Origin of the sequence: Aromatoleum aromaticum EbN1, assembly GCF_000025965.1 — a bacterium.
GTDB classification, from domain to species: domain Bacteria; phylum Pseudomonadota; class Gammaproteobacteria; order Burkholderiales; family Rhodocyclaceae; genus Aromatoleum; species Aromatoleum aromaticum.
This window is the reverse complement of record NC_006513.1, coordinates 1,459,121-1,480,635: the sequence shown is the minus strand read 5'-3', so window position 1 is coordinate 1,480,635 and position 21,515 is coordinate 1,459,121. Positions and strand designations below refer to the sequence as shown.

21 protein-coding genes are annotated in these 21,515 nt (G+C 65.1%); all 21 read left to right on the top strand.

The window, feature by feature from the left end; all coding sequences use genetic code 11:
* The first annotated feature begins 99 nt into the window (after positions 1–99).
* Complete coding sequence (locus EBN1_RS06960; protein ID WP_011237227.1) at positions 100–2,121, top strand: DNA topoisomerase III; 2,022 nt, start codon at positions 100–102, stop codon at positions 2,119–2,121.
* A gap of 559 nt (positions 2,122–2,680) precedes the next feature.
* A complete protein-coding gene (locus EBN1_RS23040) occupies positions 2,681–3,334 on the top strand; it encodes a hypothetical protein (RefSeq protein WP_479682065.1) in 654 nt (217 codons plus the stop codon).
* Between the two features lie 120 nt (positions 3,335–3,454).
* The gene (locus EBN1_RS06950; RefSeq protein WP_011237224.1) at positions 3,455–4,252 is read left to right on the top strand and encodes a hypothetical protein; all 798 of its coding nucleotides are present in this window, start codon (positions 3,455–3,457) and stop codon (positions 4,250–4,252) included.
* A gap of 65 nt (positions 4,253–4,317) precedes the next feature.
* Positions 4,318–4,683 carry a DUF3085 domain-containing protein gene (locus EBN1_RS06945; RefSeq protein WP_011237223.1) on the top strand — a complete coding sequence of 122 codons (366 nt, stop codon included), beginning with the start codon at positions 4,318–4,320 and terminating at the stop codon, positions 4,681–4,683.
* Between the two features lie 281 nt (positions 4,684–4,964).
* Positions 4,965–6,557: an SAVED domain-containing protein gene (locus EBN1_RS06940; protein ID WP_068881126.1), complete on the top strand. Its 1,593-nt coding sequence runs from the start codon at positions 4,965–4,967 to the stop codon at positions 6,555–6,557.
* Between the two features lie 14 nt (positions 6,558–6,571).
* Positions 6,572–7,855 (top strand): nucleotidyltransferase family protein, encoded by a 1,284-nt coding sequence (locus tag EBN1_RS06935; RefSeq protein WP_041645951.1) that lies wholly within the window; start codon positions 6,572–6,574, stop codon positions 7,853–7,855.
* A 162-nt stretch (positions 7,856–8,017) separates the two neighbouring features.
* Positions 8,018–9,553, top strand: a complete 1,536-nt coding sequence (locus tag EBN1_RS06930; protein WP_197531854.1) for a HesA/MoeB/ThiF family protein — start codon at positions 8,018–8,020, stop codon at positions 9,551–9,553.
* Positions 9,550–10,089 carry a Mov34/MPN/PAD-1 family protein gene (locus tag EBN1_RS06925; protein ID WP_068881125.1) on the top strand — a complete coding sequence of 180 codons (540 nt, stop codon included), beginning with the start codon at positions 9,550–9,552 and terminating at the stop codon, positions 10,087–10,089. Before EBN1_RS06930 ends, EBN1_RS06925 begins: the two co-directional genes overlap by 4 nt.
* A 513-nt stretch (positions 10,090–10,602) precedes the next feature.
* The gene (locus EBN1_RS06920; protein WP_011237216.1) at positions 10,603–11,154 is read left to right on the top strand and encodes an STY4534 family ICE replication protein; all 552 of its coding nucleotides are present in this window, start codon (positions 10,603–10,605) and stop codon (positions 11,152–11,154) included.
* A gap of 108 nt (positions 11,155–11,262) precedes the next feature.
* Positions 11,263–11,871, top strand: coding sequence for a DUF3275 family protein (locus tag EBN1_RS06915; RefSeq protein WP_011237215.1), 609 nt, complete (start codon positions 11,263–11,265; stop codon positions 11,869–11,871).
* A gap of 193 nt (positions 11,872–12,064) precedes the next feature.
* Entirely contained in the window at positions 12,065–12,892 is an 828-nt protein-coding gene (locus EBN1_RS06910) for a DUF932 domain-containing protein (protein WP_011237214.1), read from the top strand.
* A gap of 157 nt (positions 12,893–13,049) precedes the next feature.
* Positions 13,050–13,706 carry a hypothetical protein gene (locus EBN1_RS06905; protein WP_011237213.1) on the top strand — a complete coding sequence of 219 codons (657 nt, stop codon included), beginning with the start codon at positions 13,050–13,052 and terminating at the stop codon, positions 13,704–13,706.
* 66 nt (positions 13,707–13,772) lie between these two features.
* Positions 13,773–14,882, top strand: a complete 1,110-nt coding sequence (locus EBN1_RS06900; protein WP_011237212.1) for a DUF6094 domain-containing protein — start codon at positions 13,773–13,775, stop codon at positions 14,880–14,882.
* Positions 14,883–14,983: 101 nt separating this feature from the next.
* Positions 14,984–15,289: a hypothetical protein gene (locus EBN1_RS06895; protein WP_011237211.1), complete on the top strand. Its 306-nt coding sequence runs from the start codon at positions 14,984–14,986 to the stop codon at positions 15,287–15,289.
* Positions 15,290–15,387: 98 nt separating this feature from the next.
* Entirely contained in the window at positions 15,388–17,661 is a 2,274-nt protein-coding gene (locus EBN1_RS06890; RefSeq protein ID WP_011237210.1) for a DEAD/DEAH box helicase family protein, read from the top strand.
* 173 nt (positions 17,662–17,834) lie between these two features.
* Positions 17,835–18,149 (top strand): integration host factor subunit beta, encoded by a 315-nt coding sequence (locus EBN1_RS06885; protein WP_011237209.1) that lies wholly within the window; start codon positions 17,835–17,837, stop codon positions 18,147–18,149.
* Positions 18,150–18,601: 452 nt separating this feature from the next.
* Positions 18,602–19,021 carry a PFGI-1 class ICE element type IV pilus protein PilL2 gene (pilL2, locus tag EBN1_RS06880; protein ID WP_479682064.1) on the top strand — a complete coding sequence of 140 codons (420 nt, stop codon included), beginning with the start codon at positions 18,602–18,604 and terminating at the stop codon, positions 19,019–19,021.
* Positions 19,018–19,671 (top strand): hypothetical protein, encoded by a 654-nt coding sequence (locus tag EBN1_RS06875; protein ID WP_011237207.1) that lies wholly within the window; start codon positions 19,018–19,020, stop codon positions 19,669–19,671. The genes pilL2 and EBN1_RS06875 overlap by 4 nt, the downstream gene beginning before the upstream one ends.
* Positions 19,672–19,681: 10 nt before the next feature.
* Entirely contained in the window at positions 19,682–20,419 is a 738-nt protein-coding gene (locus EBN1_RS06870; protein WP_011237206.1) for a TIGR03759 family integrating conjugative element protein, read from the top strand.
* The gene (locus EBN1_RS06865; protein WP_011237205.1) at positions 20,401–20,982 is read left to right on the top strand and encodes a lysozyme family protein; all 582 of its coding nucleotides are present in this window, start codon (positions 20,401–20,403) and stop codon (positions 20,980–20,982) included. The genes EBN1_RS06870 and EBN1_RS06865 overlap by 19 nt, the downstream gene beginning before the upstream one ends.
* On the top strand, positions 20,979–21,515 hold the full coding sequence (locus EBN1_RS06860; protein ID WP_011237204.1) for an integrating conjugative element protein: 537 nt from the start codon (positions 20,979–20,981) through the stop codon (positions 21,513–21,515). The genes EBN1_RS06865 and EBN1_RS06860 overlap by 4 nt, the downstream gene beginning before the upstream one ends.

Genomic DNA, 21,515 nt, shown 5'->3' with positions numbered 1-21,515 from the left:
AAATCGGTGCCAGGACGGTTCCGCTTCCCTGCGGACCGCCGCGCTTGATCAGGACATGCTGCTGTTCATCCGATGAACAGCACATCCCGAGGAGACTTCATGCGCGTGTTCCTGTGCGAGAAGCCTTCGCAAGGCAAGGACATCGCCCGCGTGCTGGGCGCGGGCCAGCGTCGTAATGGCTGCTACAGCGGCGCCGGCATCGTCGTGACCTGGTGCATCGGTCATCTGGTGGAAGCGGTTCCGCCCGAGGGTTATGACGAGCGCGATAAGCGTTGGGTCATCGAGCAGCTGCCCATCATTCCCGAGCGCTGGCGCGTCGAGCCCAAGGCTGCGACCGCCGCGCAATTCAAGATCGTCAAGCAACTCGTCGGTCAGGCCACCGAGTTGGTGATCGCCACCGATGCTGATCGCGAGGGCGAGATGATCGCCCGCGAGATCATCGAGCTGTGCGGCTACCGCGGGGCAATTCAGCGCCTGTGGCTGTCGGCGCTCAACGATGCGTCGATCCGCAAGGCACTGGGCGCGCTGAAGTCCTCCGCCGAAACGCTGCCGCTGTACTACTCGGCCCTGGCCCGCTCGCGCGCCGACTGGCTGATCGGCATGAACCTGAGTCGGCTGTTCACGCTGCTCGGGCGACAGGCCGGCTACACCGGCGTGCTGTCGGTGGGCCGGGTGCAGACGCCGACGCTGAAACTGGTGGTGGATCGCGACCGCGAAATCGCGCGATTTGTCTCGGCGCCGTTCTGGGCCGTCGAGGTGGCGCTGTCCCATGCGGGGCAGCCCTTCACGGCGAGCTGGACGCCGCCGGAAGGCTGTACCGACGAGGCCGGCCGCTGCCTGCAACAGCCGGTGGCCCAGCAGGCTGCCGAGCGCATGCGTGCTACTGGCAGCGCCCAGGTGGCGTCGGTCGAGACGGAGCGCGTGCGCGAAGGTCCGCCGCTGCCATTCGACCTGGGCACGCTGCAGGAGTTGTGTTCCCAGCAGTTGGGCCTGGACGTGCAGGAGACGCTGGACATCGCCCAGGCGCTGTACGAGACGCACAAGGCGACGACCTACCCGCGCTCCGACTCGGGCTACCTGCCCGAGAGCATGCTCGCGGAGGTGCCGACCGTTCTCGACAGCCTGGTCAAGACCGATCCCAGCCTGCGCCCGTTGATCGATCGCCTGGACCGCAATCAGCGCTCGCGCGCCTGGAGCGACGCCAAGGTCACGGCCCACCACGGCATCATCCCGACGTTGGAGCCCGCCAATCTCTCCGCGATGAACGACAAGGAGCTGGCCGTCTACAAACTGATCCGCGCGCATTACCTGGCGCAGTTCCTGCCACATCACGAGTTCGACCGGACGGTGGCGGAGCTCGCTTGCGGCGGGCAGTCGCTGCTGGCCGTCGGCAAGCAGATCGCCGTGGCCGGCTGGCGTCAGGTGCTGGCGTCATCGGAGGAAGGCGGGGCGGATAGCGATGACGCGCAGCGCAGTCAGGTTCTGCCGGCGTTGCGAGCCGGCTTGTCCTGCCAGGTCGGTCACGTAGACCTGAAGGCGCTGAAGACCCTGCCGCCCAAGCCCTACACCCAGGGCGAACTGGTCAAGGCCATGAAGGGCGTCGCCAGGCTCGTTACCGACCCGCGCTTGAAGCAGAAGCTCAAGGACACGACGGGCATCGGCACCGAGGCCACGCGCGCCAACATCATCAGCGGCCTGCTCGGCCGCGGTTATCTGCTGACGAAGGGCCGCGCCGTCCGCGCGTCGGATGCAGCTTTCACACTGATCGACACCGTGCCGGCGGCCATCGCCGATCCGGGCACGACGGCGGTCTGGGAGCAGGCGCTGGACATGATCGAGGCAGGCCAGATGACACTGGACGCCTTCATCGCCAAGCAATCCGCCTGGGTGACCCAACTCGTGCAGCAGTACCGCGGCACAACGCTCGCCATCAAGCTGCCGCCATCGCCATCGCCATCCTGCCCGCAGTGCGGCGCGCCGATGCGTCAGCGCACGGGCAAGAGCGGCGCTTTCTGGTCATGCAGCCGCTACCCGGACTGCAAGGGCACGCTGCCGGTCGACACCTCGACAGGCAAGCGCAGTGCATCGCGCAAGCAGCGCGCTTCCCCCAAGGCGTCCTGACGCCGACGAATCCCTTCGCCACGCCGGCCGTTTCCGACGGCGGTGCCAACGTCCCGCACCCCGCGGGACTCCCCAGCACACGTCTCCTTCTGCAACGGTGTGCGCGTCTCGCTGCCCCGCAACGGGTTCGCGGGACGAGAAGGCCGTTCCTCCGCAAGTCGCGGTTGCCGCGACGCCATTGATCGAGATGCTTCCGCCGATGACGAGAGGTCTCCTGACGCCTGGCTACGCTGGCGAGCCGTCAGGAGACCCCTCGGGTCGACGGTATTCGGTGCCGGTGCCCGCCGGCGGAACAACGGGCTCCCTTTGTGCGCGGATGTGTGCCGAAGGATATCGACCCCAGCCACGACACGGGTCGGGTGCGATTGCTGACGCAGCGAGCGGCTTTGGCGACGGCCGGGACTGCCACAGCCCACAGGTGGTTTCTCTCTTCTCCGGCTGAAGGCTCAAGGGCCTTCGGCCTGTTGGTCTTTGTTTGATCGTGATCGGTGTCGCCCAGCCTCAAAGCGGCCCGCGTGCAATGCGCATTGCTCGAAGACGCCCGTGATGCGTCGCGTCCATGCTGCTGCCATGCGCTGCTGACAGCCGTCAGCACCATGCCCTGGCAGCTCCGGTCTTCAAGGCTGCAACGCGGTTCGCCGCGTGGATCGAACCAGTCCGCTTCGCATCGCCCGCCGCGGACGAGCGTCTTCACGACGCCGGTGCTGTTCGTGTTCAGCCCTTCGGGTATCCGCTCCCACCCCACCGCCGACCGCGCCCTGGCAATAGACCGCTGGCAGCAACGCATTCATCCCTGACTTCCACTCACCAGGAGAATTTCATGAACCACTCTTTGCCTCAGGACGTACTTGATCAGATCGCGGCGGAAGAGCGGCATTTCGCTGATGCACCGCGGGCTTTCTTCGAAGCGTGGAAACGCGGAGCGGAAATCGCCGGAGCCGAATGGTTCGGCGACGGCACGCCCGAAGGCCTGCAGCGTGCGACCAGCAAGTGGGATCTGCGCCCCAAGGTCCTGCTGCTCAACGACGCCCTGGATGTCCTGAGCGGCGGCCAGCGCATGTTCCTTTCCGCCATGGTGAGCTTCTACAACGCCCGCGAAGGCGGCGCGATGCTCAAGCGTTGCGGATTCGAGGGGCTTTCCGATCTGGGAGGTCTTGATCTGGAGCGTCGCAAGGTCATCGCCGATTTGGTGCTGAACTACAGCGGGTGGTGAGCCGGTTCACCACGCCGCTCGTTTCTTTCGTCGGACGCTTCTCGCGTCCATCCACCTCACCCGCAAGGGACATGCCTCCCTTGCGGGCTGGAGTCCCTTGGTTGCCACAAGGAGCCTCCCATGGATACCCAAGTCATTCGCGCACAGATGCCGACGCTCGTTCGCGGCCATGTGCCTTCCAAACTCCGTACCTTCAAGTTCAACATCTTCGACGGCCAGCCCAAGGTATCGACGCTGGGCTTCCACATCGATCCTAAGCCCTTCGAGGGCAAGGTCATTGCCAGGACCGACGAGGCCATCGTCGTCAAGACGGGGCGGGCCGAGTTCGCAGTGCTCGACCGGGCGCTCGTGACCGAGGTGCCCGACGAAGGCGCCAAGGTGCAGGTCGAACCCTATGCCCGACACCGCTTCGACGGCCTGCGCGCCGACACGCCCGAGGAAGAGACCGCATTCACCGCCGACGGCCAGCCCTACACGGTGCAGCGGTTCGTGCTCGGCTCCGCGCCGGCGAAGCTGCCTATCCCCGAGCCCCGCTGCCCCGAGCTGCAGCAGCTGATCCAGCAGATGGAGCAGTTGCCCGCGCCCGACGGCTTCCGGCGCATCACCCACATGCTGGTGGATGCGGGCGCGCGGGATTTCACCTGGGTCGATCCGTTGCCCGAGGACATCATCGCGACGCCGCCGGCCATTGGCTTCACGGTGGCCACGGCGAAGTTTCAGGGGCGCGTCACTGTCCTGTACGAACGCGGGCTCGACCTGTACGCGGTGGAACTGCACCGCGACGGCGAACTCGTCGAGCGGGTCGGCGAGGTGTTCTTCGATGCGCTCGGCGAGACGCTGGAACGGCTGATCGACGACGGGAACTGGCGGCGCATCCGCGTGCAATGCCTGCCCGGCCGTAAGTCTGCCCAGCACTGACTGCCACGCGGCCTTCCGTCCTTTCGACGGAAGGCCCTTCATTCCTTTCCCTGGAGATCACATCCATGTCTGTTCGATTCAAGGGTACCGAGCTGCGGCCCGTGCTCCTCGAAGCGGTGGTCAACCAATGTCGCGTCGTCTTGGTCAAGGATCAGGGCGTGTATTTCCTGGCCGAGCGTGGTGAGCGCAGGCCCGACGGGCGCCAGAAGCTCATCGCCTACGCCGTGGGCTGCAACCCGGATGTCGATGTGTTCGATGATTGGTGGGAGCTGGCGCGCGCGGAGCTCGGTGGCGACGACTTCGGCGAGTTCTTCAATCCGCGCGACGGTGTCTTTGCGCTCATCCTGCACAGCGCGAACGACCTCGAAGTGTCCGCCACCGCGACACACCTGTCGTTGCAAGCCGTGGGCCCAACGCCGAACGGCGACTGACCGTCCCATATTCCCAGCCCCCGCTCCGGGGGCGTTTCATCGCCAGAGGGTGAATGACTGCTCCGTGGTCTCGGCAACGATCCTTTGTAGAGTTGCCGCTCAAATCAAGAACTGATCGTCCGGCATCAGGCCCTCACCGCGCTGCGATGCGCGATGCTCGAAGTCACTTCTCTCCACCAAGTCAGAAGCAGTTCGTCATGAGCATCGCAATTCCACAGGGTTGAAATGGGATTTCTCGCCCCCACGTAGGCTGCTGCCAACGAAGAAGAACGCCGAACACTATGGCTACCAGCCCCCATGCGTCCGCACCCGGTGTTACCCCGTCCACCGACTATCTCGACGATCAGGACTTGGTGGCTTGGCTGGAAGCTCGCCTCGCCTCTCGACACCACGTCGCGTATATCCACAGCGGCTTCCTGTGCAAGGTTATGGATCTCGATGGGCCAGACCACTCCCTGCATCCGGCAGATCCCGAAGGCGAGGCGAAGAAGTGCTTGAAGAAACTGGCCACCCGAGGCCTGCTCCAATGCCTGGAACTACCGCTTCAGACCCTACAGGATGCTCACGTAGCCGATCCGGGCTGGACGTATTCCCAGGTGTCGTCGAAACCAGCCGTGGATACCCTCATTGCTACGCGCGATGGGCTGCTTGGCAGGACCGCCGGTCGAGGGCCGGAGATCACCGACAAGACAGCGCAGAAGGTCTGGGCTGATGCTGGTGGTCGATGCATGTTCGCGGGATGCGGGGAAGACCTGACCGAGATCCCCCTCTGGACCCGGACCGCCAGGATTGGATATCTGGCTCACATCATCGCGTCCGATCCTCAGGGACCGCGCGGCAACCAGCAGGACTCCCACCGGCTCGCAAACAACCCGGAGAACATCATGCTGATGTGCGATGCGCATCACCGCTTGATCGACTCCTTTGCCCCGGACGACTACAAACCCCACATCCTGTACGAGATGCGCCGGACCCACCGCGACATGGTGCGGGACTACCTGGACTCTCTGGCATTCCCGCGCACCCGCGCGGCAACGCTGCATGCCAATCTGGCCCACGTCCCGACCTACTTTCATGATTCCGAGCTGATCGACGCCATTCTGGCAACCGGTTGCGCCATGCTGCCAGGGGTTATCCACTATGTGCGCCGTAAGGCTCCACGCGATGATCGCAACACGCCGGGGTTCTGGTCCCAGTACCTCCGGGACCACGAAGGAGATATCCGCCAACTGGTCGCCGGGTTCAGTGCCGCAAGTGGCGCACTTACGGAGAATCTCGCCGTTTTCCCACTCCACCATATCCCGACGATGGTTCTGGCCGGCCGCATCATGGGCGAAGCCCAGGCCATCCAAGTCTTCCAGTACAGCAGGAGCCGTCGCACGTGGGCGTGGAATCCCAACGTCGCCCCCAAGCCCGTCGGCACTTTCAGCGTAAGCACTATGCCCCAGGCGCGTGCTTCCGAGGTCCTCATCACCATCGAACTCAGCGCTGCGATCGACGAGGACGCCATACCGCCGGCGCTGCAACCGGATTTGGCCGTCGGACGCCTGCCGTGGCTTCGTATCACGACGCCGGATCCTGATTCCGACTGCATTGCACACCCGGACGACCTGGACCAGTTCATGCAGGTCGCCCGAAGGACGATCAACCACGTGCAAGACGTGATGCGGGCCCGCAAAGTTCATCTGATCGCCATCAGCTCGGCCAGCACCGTGTTTCGTTTCGGCCAGATGCTCCAGCCTGGCCACCATCCCGAATACATCCTCTACGACCGCGCCGGTCGCGAATATCCATTCGTTCCGGCCTTCTCCATCACAGGCCACGATGTGTCGGCTCTCGATAGCGAGCGCCCCTTCTCTATCTCCCTTCGATAAAGTGCCCTGACGCCATGACACTCACGAAAAGCGCCGACCTGGTCCTTCAAGCCGAGCGTACCCGTCCTGCCCGCCTTACCGAGTCCCTCGAATCGATTGCCGCTTTGCGGAACGACGGCCTGACCCGTTCCGCGGAGCGAGATCTACTGTTGGCCTACAGTCCTTGGGCTCGGGCACTGAATGAAGCCAACCTCCACATCACGGTGCGCCCGGAAGAAATCGCCGCCGCGGCCGAGGCATACAGGGAGGTGGCGGGACTCTTGGTCGCGAAGCTGGACTGGCCAAATGACACCATCAGAATCCTGCCTCAAGGCTCCGCCAGCACGCAAACCCTCATCCGCTCCCCTTTCGGCGGTGAGAAGTTCGACATCGATGCCGTCTGCCAGGTCGATATCTCCCGCGTCGCAGCGCAAGACCCGATGGGTTTCTTTCAGTCGGTCGGGGACGCCCTTGAGGAACTCGAGGCAGAAGCGAAGAAGCGCTGCTGGAACATTCCGTTCCCCAACCGGCCGTTCTATCTCGAGTTCACCCCGTCAGTGCCGCTGAACAACGTGCCCCAGTACACCATGGAGTCGATGGCGCCCCGGTACCGGGCAGCTTTCGCATACCGAGCAACCGCCTTGGCAGTCGTGGACACACCGACCGAACGCTGGAAGACATCGAACCCAGCAGGCATAACCAAGTGGGTCGATGACACGGCCAAGCGGTCCCTGATCCGTCAAGTCTCAATGGAAACTGCAGTACTACGTGAGGCGAAGGCGGAGGTCGCGCCTGTGCCAGAGCAGGCAGTGGAGATTACCGATACGCTGCGGGTTGCCATCCGCCTTTTCAAGCGCCATCGAGACATGTGCGTGCGACGGGGCATCATTGCAGGCGAGGCCAAGCCAATCTCCATCATCATCGTGACCCTGCTGACCAGTTGCTACGAGGGCCTCGCCGACCTCGGTCGCGTCTACGCTCATCCGGTGGAATTGCTCGACGATCTCGCCTCCCTCTTGCCCCACCTTGTCCTGAAACTCGAAGACCAGTACCGGGTAGATAACCCGACCGTTGAGGGCGAGAACTTTGCTGAAAAGTGGAATCACGACGGTGGGACTCGATATAGGGCGTTCGTCGCATGGTGCAACGCCCTGTCTGCGGATCTGGAGACGATTCTGGCCCTTTCCGAGCCGCAGGAGATATCCACGCGCGTCCGTGAAGTGTTCGGCATTCCGGCGCCCACGACCGACGGTACAGGTCTGTCGTCTGCCCGTTATCCCGCGCCGCCGCCGACTCGTCCCGGACGAGGGCTGGCATAAGGCTGTAGTGTGAGTCTTGCAAATCTGGACCTAACCAGTGTCCAACAGCACTTCCCGGACTTGCTACCATCCGCCCTGAGCCGTGACCGCGGCGCAACGGCCTATCGGTTAAGACTGCCGGCGTTTCCGTCGGGCAGAGCATTCGGGTGGGCAGAGATGCGGTTGCCGAAGGATTTTCCTGAGCATGCTCGGGCCGAAATCGTTCTCTCTCCCGACGCAGTGCTGCGTGTTCCGCACCTCGACCAAGCTGGCGTCCTATGCACCGACGGAGACCCAGGCCCCGGCTCGGGGCATTCGCCCGAAGACAGAATTCTTCTCCTTCTGCGGGCCTATCAGGAGCATTTCCTGGCCCCCTGGTTGGCTGGCGCCCTGGATGGCGATTTCGCTGCAGAGGCCCTCAACTACTGGGCAATCGAGGTGGCCCAGTCCCTTTCCCACAGCGATCCAGTCCGGGCCGTCTGGACGGCCGATCCATGCCCCGCTCAGGCCATCGTCAGACAGGGCCTGCTTCTCTTACCCGAGCGGATCGTCATCGCAGCCGATGAACAGTTGCCCATCACCAATCGATTGCTCCAGTCCATGGGCAAGAGGGCAAGCCAGCACATCGGCGTTCTGGTGGCCGTCATCCCCATTTCGCACACCCTCACCCCAGGTACGTGGCCACGCACCGCGTCCGACCTGGATCTGATCCTCGGAGGACGCCTCAAGCCCGCTGACTACGAGATGTTCCATTCGGCCACCAGCCGGCGTGGCCGCCGCATTCATCGGGTGGTCCTGCTGCGTAATTCCGAGGCCACCGTCGCGTACCTGCTCCCAGGCGGCCCGCCGACTGTCGTAGATGACGGTAAGCGCAAGAAGACGTACCCGCCCTTGAGCAGGCCTTTGCCGCTCAGCGCAATCCGCCTCGATCCGGGTTGGACCGTGGGGCGTGACCAGCACCCTGAAGTGGCGGATCGTCAGGGTAAACACGTTCTTGTTCTCGGCGCCGGCGCTCTTGGTAGTCCGGTAATCGACCATCTAGCCAAGGCCGGGGTCGGCTTTATCACTGTGGTGGACGCCGACAATCTTTCGCCAGCGAACATCGGACGGCACCTGTTGGGTGCCGAATCGATCGGCAAGAGAAAGGCCAGCGCCGCTGCCCAGCGCGTCAACCTCGGATACCCCGCCACGGTCGTTACTCCCCACGCGATGACCGCGGAAAACTGGCTGAAGAAACACGCTCTGTCCGGCGTGGACGTCGTCCTCGATCTCACCGGCGAGCCGGATGTGCGCTGGTACGTTGACCAAGCCCGACACGAGCATCCTTGTCCGCTGCTGATCGGCTGGATGGAGCCATATGTCGCGGCTGCTCACGCGTGCCTTCTTCCGCCGCAGACGCCGTGGATCCAGGGTAGTAGGGATCCTCTGAACGATCTCGAAGCGGTGTCCTGGCCAGACGAGGTGATTCGTCGGGAGCCTGGCTGCAGCAGCCGGTTCCAGAGCTATACGGCGGCAGCGGCAGCCCATGCGGTCGCTCTCGTCACTGAGAATGCCCTGGACCTGATCGACGGGGGCGACGGCTCAGCAACGGCCCAAGTGGTGAGCTGGGTGCGAGGCCAGCATTTCCTTGACAAGCACTGGCCCGGCTTGGCACTTCGGGACTGGGCACTCCCGGCGGCCCCTCACGAGGGTCTCATTTTGACCCGGCCCTTCCCGTGATACGGATCTTCTTCTACCCCGACTCCACGCGCTACGTCCTGTTTACCGAACAGGTCCTCGCGCATATGTACGTCCACGCTCAACGCCGGCCGTGGCAAAAGGAAGCGGGCGGTGAAATCTTCAGCGCCGCACCAAGCGCGACCGGCCTTGTCATCAGTGCTGCGGCCGGCCCACACCCGCGCGATCACCGCCGAAGACATGGCTGGATCCCGGATGCAGCTGCGGCCGACCGGGCACGCCACGCCGCATTCGCCCTGGGAAAGCATGCAGTGGGCCTGTGGCATACGCACCCCGAGCCGTGGCCTTCTCCCTCAGACCTGGACCGCCAGACCACGCACGAGTACTTGGAGACCTTTCAGGGCCAACGGTCCCGGTACCTCTTGGTCATCATTGGCAACCGCGGCAGTCCTGTCTCCATGGCCGTCTGGGCGGTCTCCGCGGAGCGCCAGGGCGTCTGGTTAGAGCTGACTGAATCTGCGTCACGCCATGCGTCACTGGATGATGGCGCGATGGACTCCTTACGACCCACCGAGTGAGTTCCTCGACGCGAATGCCGTGGTATCCAACGTGCCAGTGAAGGCAACATAGATTGCCTAGTCCGCGAGTGGCCGTGTCGTGCGACGGCTCCGCTGCGTTGTCACGCCGCCTTTCAGCCCGAAGCAGCAGGAACGACCGCTTCGAGCCGAGCCCCGAGAAGACAACGATTCACCCCTCTGCGCGTCAGTGACGCTTCATCACTGAAGTTCCACCAATGCGGGCACTGACGAATACCGATATCTGCTCGTGTTAACGCCATCCTACCTCCACGCTTCCTGCCATGTTCCGCTGACTCCCGTCAGCAGCATGCCCAGGTAGCCACGATCTTCAAGGCTACGACGCGGTTCCGACCGCGTTGATCACCCCAGTTCGCACCGGCATCCACGCTCGAACGCCCATCGGTTTCCGATGGCGATGCCACGACGTTGCTCAATCAACCCACGCGGGGGTTCCACACCTTCTCCGCCCGGGTCGGGTGTGTCTCCGCCTTTTTGTCCTTCAGGAGATTCACCATGACCACTCCCACCGAGAAGTCCTACTTCGATCTGCACATCACCGGCCTCGGGTACCTCAATCGCATCCGCGAGGTGAAGCCCAAGAAGGGTGACGCGTTCCTGGCTTGCGACATCGCGGCGCTGAACGGTCCCAGCGATGACGTCTCGTACGTGCGTTTCGATACGCGCGTATCGGGCTCGGAAGCGCAGCACCTGGTGCGTCGCTGCATCGATGCCGTCGAGGCAGAGAAGAAAGTGATGATCGGGTTTCGTCTGGGCGACCTGTGGACCGACACCTTCACGTACTCCAAGGGCAAGCGTGCCGGCGAACAGGGCGTGAGCCTCAAGGCACGCCTGCTGTTCATCAGTTGGATCAAGGTCGACGGCAAGCTCGTCTACAAGGCCGAGTCGAAGCCGGCGGATGGTGACGAGCGCGATACGGAAGTCCCTGCGACGTCCACGCCCGCCGAGCCGCAGGCCGCCGCGCCGGAGCCTTCCAGGCCCGTTGCCGTGGCTGATGACGAAGCCGCTGCCGATGCCTCCGCATTGGCTGTTGCCGAGTCGTTCTGATCCACGAGGCTCCGCCTCCGGAGCCTGGTCCTTCCTTCCGCGATTCACCCGTTACCGAAACCTCTAGTCGGTGGCGGGTGATCGCTCGCTCTTCAGCAGGAGACCTTCATGATCACCATCCCCGGCCAACTGGCCATCAAGACCATTCACGGCAGGAACGGCGACTTCAACGTCGGTCGCCTGGAGACTTCCATCGGCGAGTTCGTCGTGAAGAACGCCGAACTCGACCAGTACGCCGAGGGCAAGTACGAGGGCGACTTCGTCATTGCCGAGATTCGGCCCTCCACCTACACCGCCAACGGCCGCATGGTCATCGAGATCCGCGCTCTCTTGGGCGGGATGACGTTGTCCAACATCGATGCCCTGAGCCGCGACGAAGCCCACCGGCTGAGTCCGCAGGAGGTCGATCCGATCGACGAGGAAGCGCAGACACCCGCGCCGGCCGCTCCCAAGGTGCCGGCCAAGGCAAAGTCCCGCAGCCTGCGCGATCCCCTGATCGATACCACGCCGTTCGGCCGCGAATCGGCCGCGCCGTCCCCCGAGTCCTCGGCCGACGCGGATGAGGCGCTGTTCGGCGCGCTCTGGCCGCTGGGCGACAGCGTCAAGCTCGACGCCACCGTGGATCGCCGCGTTTTGCGTCAGCAGCGCGACCGCCTCGGAGCGCTCGGCTACGAGTTCGCACCGCTGTCCCAGGACTGGCACCGCGCCCAGGCCTGATCCGTCCGTCGCATCCGCGACGTTCCACTACCCGCCGGGGTTCTTCTCCGACGGGGAGGGGCTCGGGCTTTTTTCTTCCCTACTTGTCCCTGTCCGGGCCCTTTATTACAGGGCCCTTCTTGTCCCACGCATTCGCGCACGCCCGGCTCCAAGCCGGTCAAGGCCGATTGCTTCCATCCTCAAGGAGATAGCCATGCAACTCGCTTCTCGTTTCGCACCCCATTCCCCGACGCTGCGTGCGGATCATCCGTTGTCCGATGACCAGATCCGCGCGGTCGCACCCTCGATCTTTGCAGAGTCCCCGCACGAAAGCCGGTCCGAGCGGTACAGCTACATACCAACCGCCGCCGTCCTGGCGGAGCTGCGCCGAGAAGGGTTCGAGCCATTCATGGTGTGCCAGACCCGCGTGCGCCAGGAGGATCGCCGCGAGTACACCAAGCATATGCTCCGCCTTCGCCATGCGAGCCAGATCAACGGCGCCGAGGCGAACGAGGTCATCTTGCTGAACTCGCACGACGGCACCAGCAGCTACCAGATGCTGGCCGGCATGTTCCGCTTCGTCTGCCAGAACGGCCTGGTCTGCGGCGATACGTTCGGCGATGTCCGTGTGCCCCACAAGGGCAACGTCACCGAACAGGTGATCGAAGGCGCCTACGAGGTCCTGCAGGGCTTCGCGCAGGTTCAGGACTCCCGCGATGCCATGCGTGTCGTCGCGCTCGACGATGGCGAGGCGGAGGTTTTCGCACACTCGGCCCTGACGCTCAAGTACGACAGCCAGAACAAGGCGCTGCCGATCACCGAGAGCCAGGTGCTGGCGCCTCGCCGTTTCGACGACAAGTACTCGGACCTGTGGTCGGTGTTCAACCGCGTACAGGAAAACCTCGTCAAAGGCGGCCTGTCCGGCCGAACGGCCCTGGGCCGGCATCAACGGACGCGACCAGTGCAAGGCATTGACCAGAACGTCCGGCTCAACCGGGCGCTGTGGATGCTGGCAGAAGGCCTGCGGCAGCTGAAGGCCTGATCTCCACGCGAGTCCTACCCATCCCGGGCAGGGGCCGCGGTTTTCACACACCGCTCCGACCAGAGCGTTCTTCCATCCCCAGGGGCCGTAGCCGCCCCTGGGGCCGTAGCCGCCCCTGGGGCCGGTGCTGTCCCAGCCTCTTCGAAAGGACATCACCATGCCCGTACCTGCATCATCCAAGACGCTGTATCGCATCGACGAATGCCCCGACCTCATGGCCGACGGCAGCGTCGGCGACGAACACGGCAACCTGGTCTTTCTGTCCATCTGGGCGCGCGATACCGCCGTTCAGGAGTTCCTGGCTCGCCTGACCCTCGGGCGCGACGAGCAGGGGCTGGACCAGTTCCACATCATCAACGGGGAGGGCGGTTCGCTTCCCGTCTTCGTCGGCAACGTCGACAACCTGGAGAAGCGCATCACGCGCGCATATCGCCGCACGCTGTTCGGCTCGCTGACAAACGTGTGGCTGTTCGACCGCCGCTGCGTTCGGCCCGACAAGGCCAACGCCAGCGCGCTGGCGCTTCTGCCGCGCGAGTCCGCTCACCGGTTCGACCGGCTGTGGTCGCTGGTACGGGACACCTGCCCGCTGCCGCTGCTCGATCACTGGCGCGACATCGTGCTGGAGCTGCTGCAGGCGCGGTCGATGCTGACCCGCCTTCCGTTCGCCCTCGGGCCATTGGAAGGCCATCGGCTCGCCATCGACGTGTCGGCGCTGACCCAGGCGCTGGGCGGCCTGATCCGCAGCAACGTGCTCACCACGGACGCCTTCGGGCACCCGATCACCTCTGACCTGCCGCTCGAGGCGGTGGCTTGAGGTCTCCGCACCGGACATGCGCGCGCATGTCCGCTTCGTTCCATCGATATGCCCCAGGAGATTCCCATGGCACTCATGTTCCCGCGGCTCGCCCGCAATTTCGTCAAGAACGGGTACTTCCCAACGGATGAACCCACGCTCGAAAGAGCGCTCGCCGCACTGGCGCCCACCGACGGGCCGATGTGCATCCTCGATCCCTGCGCCGGCGAAGGCGTGGCGATCGCCGAAGCCGCTCACGCCCTCGGGCGCGCGCAGGTGCGGGCGTTCGCCGTCGAGTACGACGCCGAGCGGGCAGCCCACGCACGCAGACTCGTCGATCGCTGCATCCACGGTGACCTGATGGACACGCTGATCTCGCGCCAATCCTTCGGCCTGCTGTGGCTCAACCCACCCTATGGCGACCTGAGCAAGGACGCCAACGGCAACATCGGCTACCAGGGGCAGGGTCGCGCCAGGTTGGAGAAGCTGTTCTACCAGCGCACGCTGCCGCTGCTGCAATACGGCGGCGTGCTGGTCTTCATCGTGCCGTCCTATGTGCTCGACGCCGAACTGGTCGGATGGCTGACGCGCCACTTCGCTGGCCTGCGCATCTACCGTGCGGTGGAGACGCAGTTCAAGCAGGTGGTGATCTTCGGTCGTCGGGTTCGCCAGCGCGACCAGGCATCGGATTCGGTCAAGGCCGTGCGCGGTCTCCTGCTGCAGATCGGGCAGGGCGACGCCGAAGCCGAAGAACTGCCGCTGGAATGGCCGTTCCTGCCTTACGTGGTCCCCGCCAGCCCGGCCGAGCCGGAGCACTTCTATCGCGTGACGATGGAACCCGAGCAGTTCGCCGACGAGGTCGGCCGGCTGCAAGGGCTCTGGCCGGCGCTCGATATGCACCTGGGCGCCGCGCAGCAGTCGCTGCGTCCGCCAGCGCGGGCCTTGTCGCACTGGCATCTCGCCCTGGCCTTGGCCGCGGGCGCGATCTCGGGCGTGGTGAGGTCCAGGGCTGGGCGGGTGCTCGTCGTCAAAGGTGATACCCACAAGGAGAAGACCCTCCAGACGGAATACACCGAACGCGACGACGGCTCCGTGGCCGAGACGCGCATCCTCACCGACAAGTTCGTGCCGGTCATCCGCGCCTGGGACATGACGCCAGGTTCCCCGACACGGGGCGAGGTGCTGACCATCCGCTGATCGCTGTTCCCTGACGGTTCGCCGTCGCCTTCATCTACCCACCGGGGTCATGTCGCCCCGCTGGGGTGCCGTGGCCCCTTCCTCCACAAGGAGAAATCATCATGGCATTCGCAGTCCTCAACCTCGCGTCACAAGCACGCTTTCCCGCCGGGCAGGTGGTTATGACCGTCGGCGTCGATGGTCTGATCCGACAGGGCCGTCTCAACCCCGCGCCGTTCCTGCGTCGCCATCTTCATGGCGACTGGGGCGACCTCGGCGACGACGATCGGCAACTGAACGATGCCGCGCTCAAGTCCGGCGAGGATCGTCTGTTCTCGTCCTACCAGGTCACGCCCGACCTGAAGCTCTGGATCATCACCGAATGGGATCGCAGCGTCACCACGCTGCTGTTGCCCAGCGAGTACTGATCCGCATCCAGCGGCTTTAGACGCTTCCTTCTTCCCACTCTGGGGCATGCCATCGCCCCGTAGGGGAGGTGCATGCCCGATCGCTTTGGAGCATCACCATGTCCCTCGATCTTGAAACTATTCCCGAAACCGCTGCACAGGGCGACCTGCTCGAAGCGGCCGCTTCTCCTCTCATCCTCAGCCTGCAGGACTTCGTCACCGAATTCGGCGACGAACTGCTCGATTCGCTCAACCGTGCCAACCCGCCGGTCTACACCGGCCAGCCGCGGGCGCATCGCCAGATCGTCCTCGCGGGTCTCAAGCGCAAGCTGTTCCAGGCGCAGGCCGATGTGGTCCATGCCGTCACCGAACTGCTGGTCGACCGTGGCGAACGCGCCGCGATCGTCAATGGCGAGATGGGCTGCGGCAAGACGACCGTCGGCATCGCCACGGCCGCCGCACTCAATGCCGAAGGCTACCGCCGCACCCTGGTGCTCTCGCCACCCCACCTGGTCTACAAGTGGCGGCGCGAAATCCAGGAAACGGTGGCCAGCGCCAAGGTCTGGGTGCTCAACGGCCCGGACACGCTGGTCAAGCTGCTGAAGCTGCGCGAGCAGTTGGGCGTGCCGGCACATGGCCAGGAGTTCTTCGTCCTCGGCCGCGTGCGGATGCGGATGGGGTTTCACTGGAAGCCAGTGTTCACCCGGCATCGGAGCCGCCACGGCGACGTGGCGGCGTGCCCGGACTGCGGCCATGTCATTACCGACCTCGACGGCGAGCCGGCGAACCCGGTCGAGCTGGAAGCCGAGGAGATCCGCCGCAAGTGCAGCCACTGCGCCGCACCGCTGTGGACGCTGATCCGCCCGAGAGGCTTGTCCGCCAGTGACCAGTCCTCGTCCGTGCTCAAAGCCCTGAAGCGTATCCCGACCATCGGGGAAGTCACCGCACAGAAGCTGATGCAGAAATTCGGTGACGCCTTCCTCGCGTCGATGCTCGGGGACAACATCCACGAGTTCATCAACCTGATGGACGACCGCGGCGAGTTGGTCTTCTCCGACCGTCAGGCGCACCGCATGGAGCGCGCGATGGCCAACATGGAGTTCGGCTTCGGCGAGGGCGGCTACCAGCCGTCCGAGTTCATCAAACGCTACCTGCCGCAAGGCACGTTTGACCTGCTCATTGCCGACGAAGCGCATGAGTACAAGAACGGTGGCAGTGCGCAGGGCCAGGCCATGGGCGTGCTCGCAGCGAAGTCGCGCAAGACTTTGCTGCTCACTGGTACGCTGATGGGCGGCTACGGCGACGACCTGTTCCACCTGCTGTTCCGCGCCTTGCCTGGGCGGATGATCGAAGACGGCTACCGACCGACGAAGAGCGGCAGCATGACGTCGGCCGCGATGGCGTTCATGCGCGACCACGGGGTGCTCAAGGACATCTATTCCGAGAGCACCGGCACGGCGCACAAGACGGCCAAGGGCACCAAGGTATCGGTGCGCACGGTCAAGGCGCCGGGCTTCGGTCCGAAGGGCGTGCTGCGTTGCGTCCTGCCGTTCACGGTCTTCCTCAAGTTGAAGGACATCGGCGGCAACGTGCTGCCGCCCTACGACGAGGAGTTCCGCGAAGTCGCGATGGACACGGCGCAAGCTGCCGCCTATCGCGATCTGGCGGGTCGGCTGACTCAGGAGCTGAAGGAGGCCCTGGCGAGGCGCGACACGACGCTGCTGGGTGTGGTCCTCAACGTGCTGCTGGCCTGGCCGGATTGCTGCTTCCGCTCGGAAACGGTGGTGCATCCGCGTACGCGCAACACCCTGGCCTTCGTCCCGGCTCAGTTCAACGAGCTGGAGGTGATGCCCAAGGAACGCGAGTTGATCGAGATCTGCAAGCAGGAGAAGGCTGAAGGTCGCAAGACCCTGGTCTATTCGGTCTACACCGGCACGCGCGATACCACGTCGCGTTTGAAGGTGCTGCTTGAGCAGGAAGGCTTCAAGGTGGCGGTGCTGCGCGCGAGCGTGGATGCCTCCCGCCGCGAGGACTGGATCGCTGAGCAGTTGGACCGCGGCATCGACGTGCTCATCACCAATCCCGAGCTGGTGAAAACCGGCCTGGACCTGTTGGAGTTTCCGACGATCGTGTTCATGCAGTCGGGCTACAACGTGTATTCGTTGCAGCAGGCCGCCCGGCGCTCATGGCGCATCGGCCAGAAGCAGCCGGTGCGCGTGATCTACCTGGGCTATGCCAACTCCTCGCAGATGACCTGCTTGGGGTTGATGGCCAAGAAAATCATGGTGTCGCAGAGCACGTCGGGCGACGTGCCCGAGTCGGGTCTGGATGTCCTCAACCAGGACGGGGACTCCGTCGAGGTCGCGCTCGCCAGGCAACTTGTTGCGACTTGATTCACTGACGCTGCCGGCGGCCCATCGGGTCGTCGGCATTTTCTTCTCCCCTATCGTCGAAATACGCCTCGCCGGAATGCGGCACGACCAATCCTCCCCTACGCGCGGATCGGCTCCAAACACGGGGTTTTGCTTGCACGCGAAGTTGCTGTTTCAATTGATATAATCGCCCGATGACGAAATCAGAACTCATCGACCGTCTCGCACAGCGCTTCCCACAGCTTGTTGCACGGGATGCGGAAGAGGCGGTGAAGGTGATCCTCGGCACCATGACCAATGCGCTCACCCAAGGTGGCCGAATCGAGATTCGCGGTTTTGGCAGCTTTTCGTCGAGCTATCGACCACCACGCGTGGGCCGCAATCCGAAGTCCGGCGAGACGGTGCATGTCTCCGGAAAGTATGTGCCCCACTTCAAATCGGGCAAGGAATTGCGAGAACGGGTGGATGTTGCCCCCATGGTGGCAACCGCCCGCAGAAAGGCCGCCTGAGCAGGGTTCATCGTCGTCAGACGGTCCTCCCCCGTTTCGAGCTCGCCAATCGCCCAAGCAAGCGTCGAACGCAACCGACCCAGCCGGCAGTCCCTTTCCGCGTTTCTCCACAGAAACTGTGGATAACTCTCTCGATAAGTCCGCCACCGCCCGACGTTCTGGCCCCCGAAGGCTATGACGCTTTTTCGACCAACGGGATCCCTGCTCCTCGTGAAATCGGTAAAGCGGCGATTCCCTTTGTTTGCTGATATGACCTCCCCGGATGGCGATGGTGTCGGCTCGACATTGCCGAGAGCCGATCCATGCAATCCGCCCTTCCGTCCCATCGGACGGCACGCCGTGGCCTGTTGCTGAGCGCCGCCCTAGCCGCAGGCTGCGCGACTACCGCACCGTCCCCATCCACGTCATCGCAAGCCGTTGAATCCGCGCCCCCACCACCAGCTTACGTCCCGGTGGTCCGCTACGGCCGCTACACCCTGGTCGAACTCGCACCAACCGAGGCCCAGCGGAACCTGCTGCTGCAAGTGGTCGACGTGACCGTGCCGGACACCCTGCACGCGACGGTGGGCGACGCGCTGCGCCATGTGTTGCAGCGCTCCGGCTACCAGCTTTGCAGCGGTCCTGAGACCGATGCACTGAACGCCCTCCCGCTGCCGACAGCCCACTACCAACTCGGGCCGATCGTGTTGCGCGACGCGCTGTTGACGCTCGCTGGCCCAGCCTGGAAATTGCGCGCAGATGACGGCGCGCGCCGGGTCTGTTTCGGTCCGGCCATCACACCGGCCGATCCACTCACCCTGTTGCCGGCTTCCCTCCAAGATGCCGAAACGCCAGCCGAGGCCTTTCCACTCGTCGAGGAGGCGCAGCCATGATCGCGATTCCCGGCACCCCGCAACATCGGCGCTTACAGCTGTTGCACGTGGCCGCAGCCACCTGGCTGCTGCTCGTCAGCGCCACGGTCGTGATCGACCACGTCGTCCTCTCGAACCTGGCCGAAGAGGCCAAAGACCGCACTCCAGCCATGCGGATCGCCGTCCTCGAGGGGCGGATGGACGAACTCGCGCAGCAGCTCGAGCAGTACCGGCAACGGCCGACCGCACTGCCTCAGACGCGCTACGAGTCCGAGCGCCTCGCGCTCGATCAGCGGATTGCCGCGGTCGAGGCGGCACTCGGCGATCGCCCGACCACTGACGCGCTGCAGTCCTTGCTGGCCCGCCTCGAGCGGATGGAGGAGCGCCTCGCCTCCGCCCGGCCGACGCCCTCGGCGTCTGTTCGTCCCCGCGTACCCGCGCCGGTGAGACCGCGGCCCATCGAACCTGCATTCCGGGTGATTGGCGTCGAGCTGCGCGCCGGCGAACGCTTCCTGGCAATTCTTCCGACCGACGCGGCCGCACTCACACAGGTCCGCCTGCTACGGCCCGGCGAGGCCGAGGCCGGCTGGCGGCTTGAGGCGATCGAGAGCGGCACCGCCGTCTTCCGGCATGGCGACGAAACCCGCCGCCTGACCGTTCCCGAACGGTAGGAGAAGGCGCGTGAACTGCTTCAGGGGCGCCCCGTTCTTGATTGCCGTGCTGCTCGCCGGTGCGGCTCCCGCCGCCGTCGCCCAGCACACCAGCCTGTCCGCCACCGCCCCCAGCCGCGAGCGCCCGACGACCACCGTACGCAGCGACGAACAGCAGGCGCGCGACTGGGGGCTGCGCCCTGACGACTGGGCGCACTACCGTGAGCTGATGCAGGGGCCGCTGGGTGTGTATTCGCCCAATCTCGATCCGCTCACCGCGCTCGGCATCGAGGCGCGCTCCGACGAGGAGCGCCGTCGCTACGCGGAACTGCAGGTGCAGGCCGAAGCCCGCCGGGTCGAGAAGACGCTCGCCTACCAGCGGGCCTACGATGCGGCCTGGCAGCGGTTGGCACCCGGCATGCAGCGGGTCAGTCTGCCCGGTGCCAACTCCGTCGGCTCTGCACCCGGCATCCCGCAGGGCGACGACCGAATCGCAGTCTTCGTCAAGGACGGTTGCCCCGCCTGCGACCAGGCCGCGCAGCGGCTGCAGGCTTCCGGTGCCGAGTTCGACGTCTACGTCGTGGGTAGCCGCGCCGACGATGCACGCATCCGCGACTGGGCGCGGCGCGTGCGGATCGACCCGGCCAAGGTAGGTGCCCGGCAGATCACCCTCAACCACGATAGCGGGCGCTGGCTGTCCCTCCGCCTGCAGGGCGAGTTGCCCGCCGTCGTGCGCCAAGTCGGCGGGCAATGGCAACGGCAGCCCTGACCCGGTGCCACGCCATGCTCGTGCTGCTGGTGAGCTGGCTGGTCGGCGCCGCGCAGGCGCAGGAAGTCCCGCCGCCGGCCTATCAGGTCGCAGCGCAGCGCGCCGGTATCCCCTCGACCGTGCTCTATGCCGTCGCCTTGCAGGAAAGCGGCACCCGCTTCAACGGCCGCCTCGTGCCCTGGCCCTGGATGCTCAACGTGGCCGGTGCCTCGCGCCGCTTCGCCTCCCGCGCCGAGGCCTGCGCCGGCCTGCGCAAAGCGCTCGCCAGCACCCCCGAGAACCGCATCGATGCTGGCCTGGGACAAGTGAACCTCGGCTACCACACGCAGCGCTACGACCACCCCTGCGAGCTGCTCGATCCGTACCGCAATCTCGCCATCGCCGCGGAAATTCTGCGGGAGCAGCACATGCCTGGCGAGGACTGGCTGATCGCCATCGGCCGCTATCACCGACCGGCTGGCGGCGCGCCGGCCGTCCGTTACCGCCAAAGCGTCCATCTGCACCTCGCCCGCGTACTGGGGCCCGACGCGTCCGTTATCTCCACCCGGACCACCACGCCATGAACTGCATTCTGCATGCCGCCGCCATGGGGCTGCTGTCCTCCGCGACTGCCGCCGTCCAAGCCGCTGCCGAACCGCTGACCGTCGTCGAGGACCGTGGCGGCGTGTCGGCGCTTCCGTACTACCAGGCATTGAATCCTCAAGACTTGGACCGCACGACACCACCGGTGCCGACACCGGCTCCCCGTATGGATAGCGCGGCCGACGCCGAGGCAGCGATGTTGCCGGTGCGCTCGGCGCGTCTGTCGCCTGGCAACGAGCCGCGTCGCGTCATTCGCGCGCCAGGCCTGACGCCGCTGTTCCTGGTCGGCGATGACGATCGCTCGCGCGCCTGGCTGCGGCAGCGGCGCTCTGCGCTGCAGGAGCTGCAAGCGGTGGGGCTGGTGGTCAATGTGGCGTCGCCTGAGGCGCTTGCCGCGCTGCGCCGCCTCGCTCCCGGTCTGACGCTCGCGCCGGTCTCGGCTGACGATCTGGCCCAGCGGCTGGGCATCCATCATTACCCGGTGCTGGTCACTGCCACCGGTATCGAGCCCTGA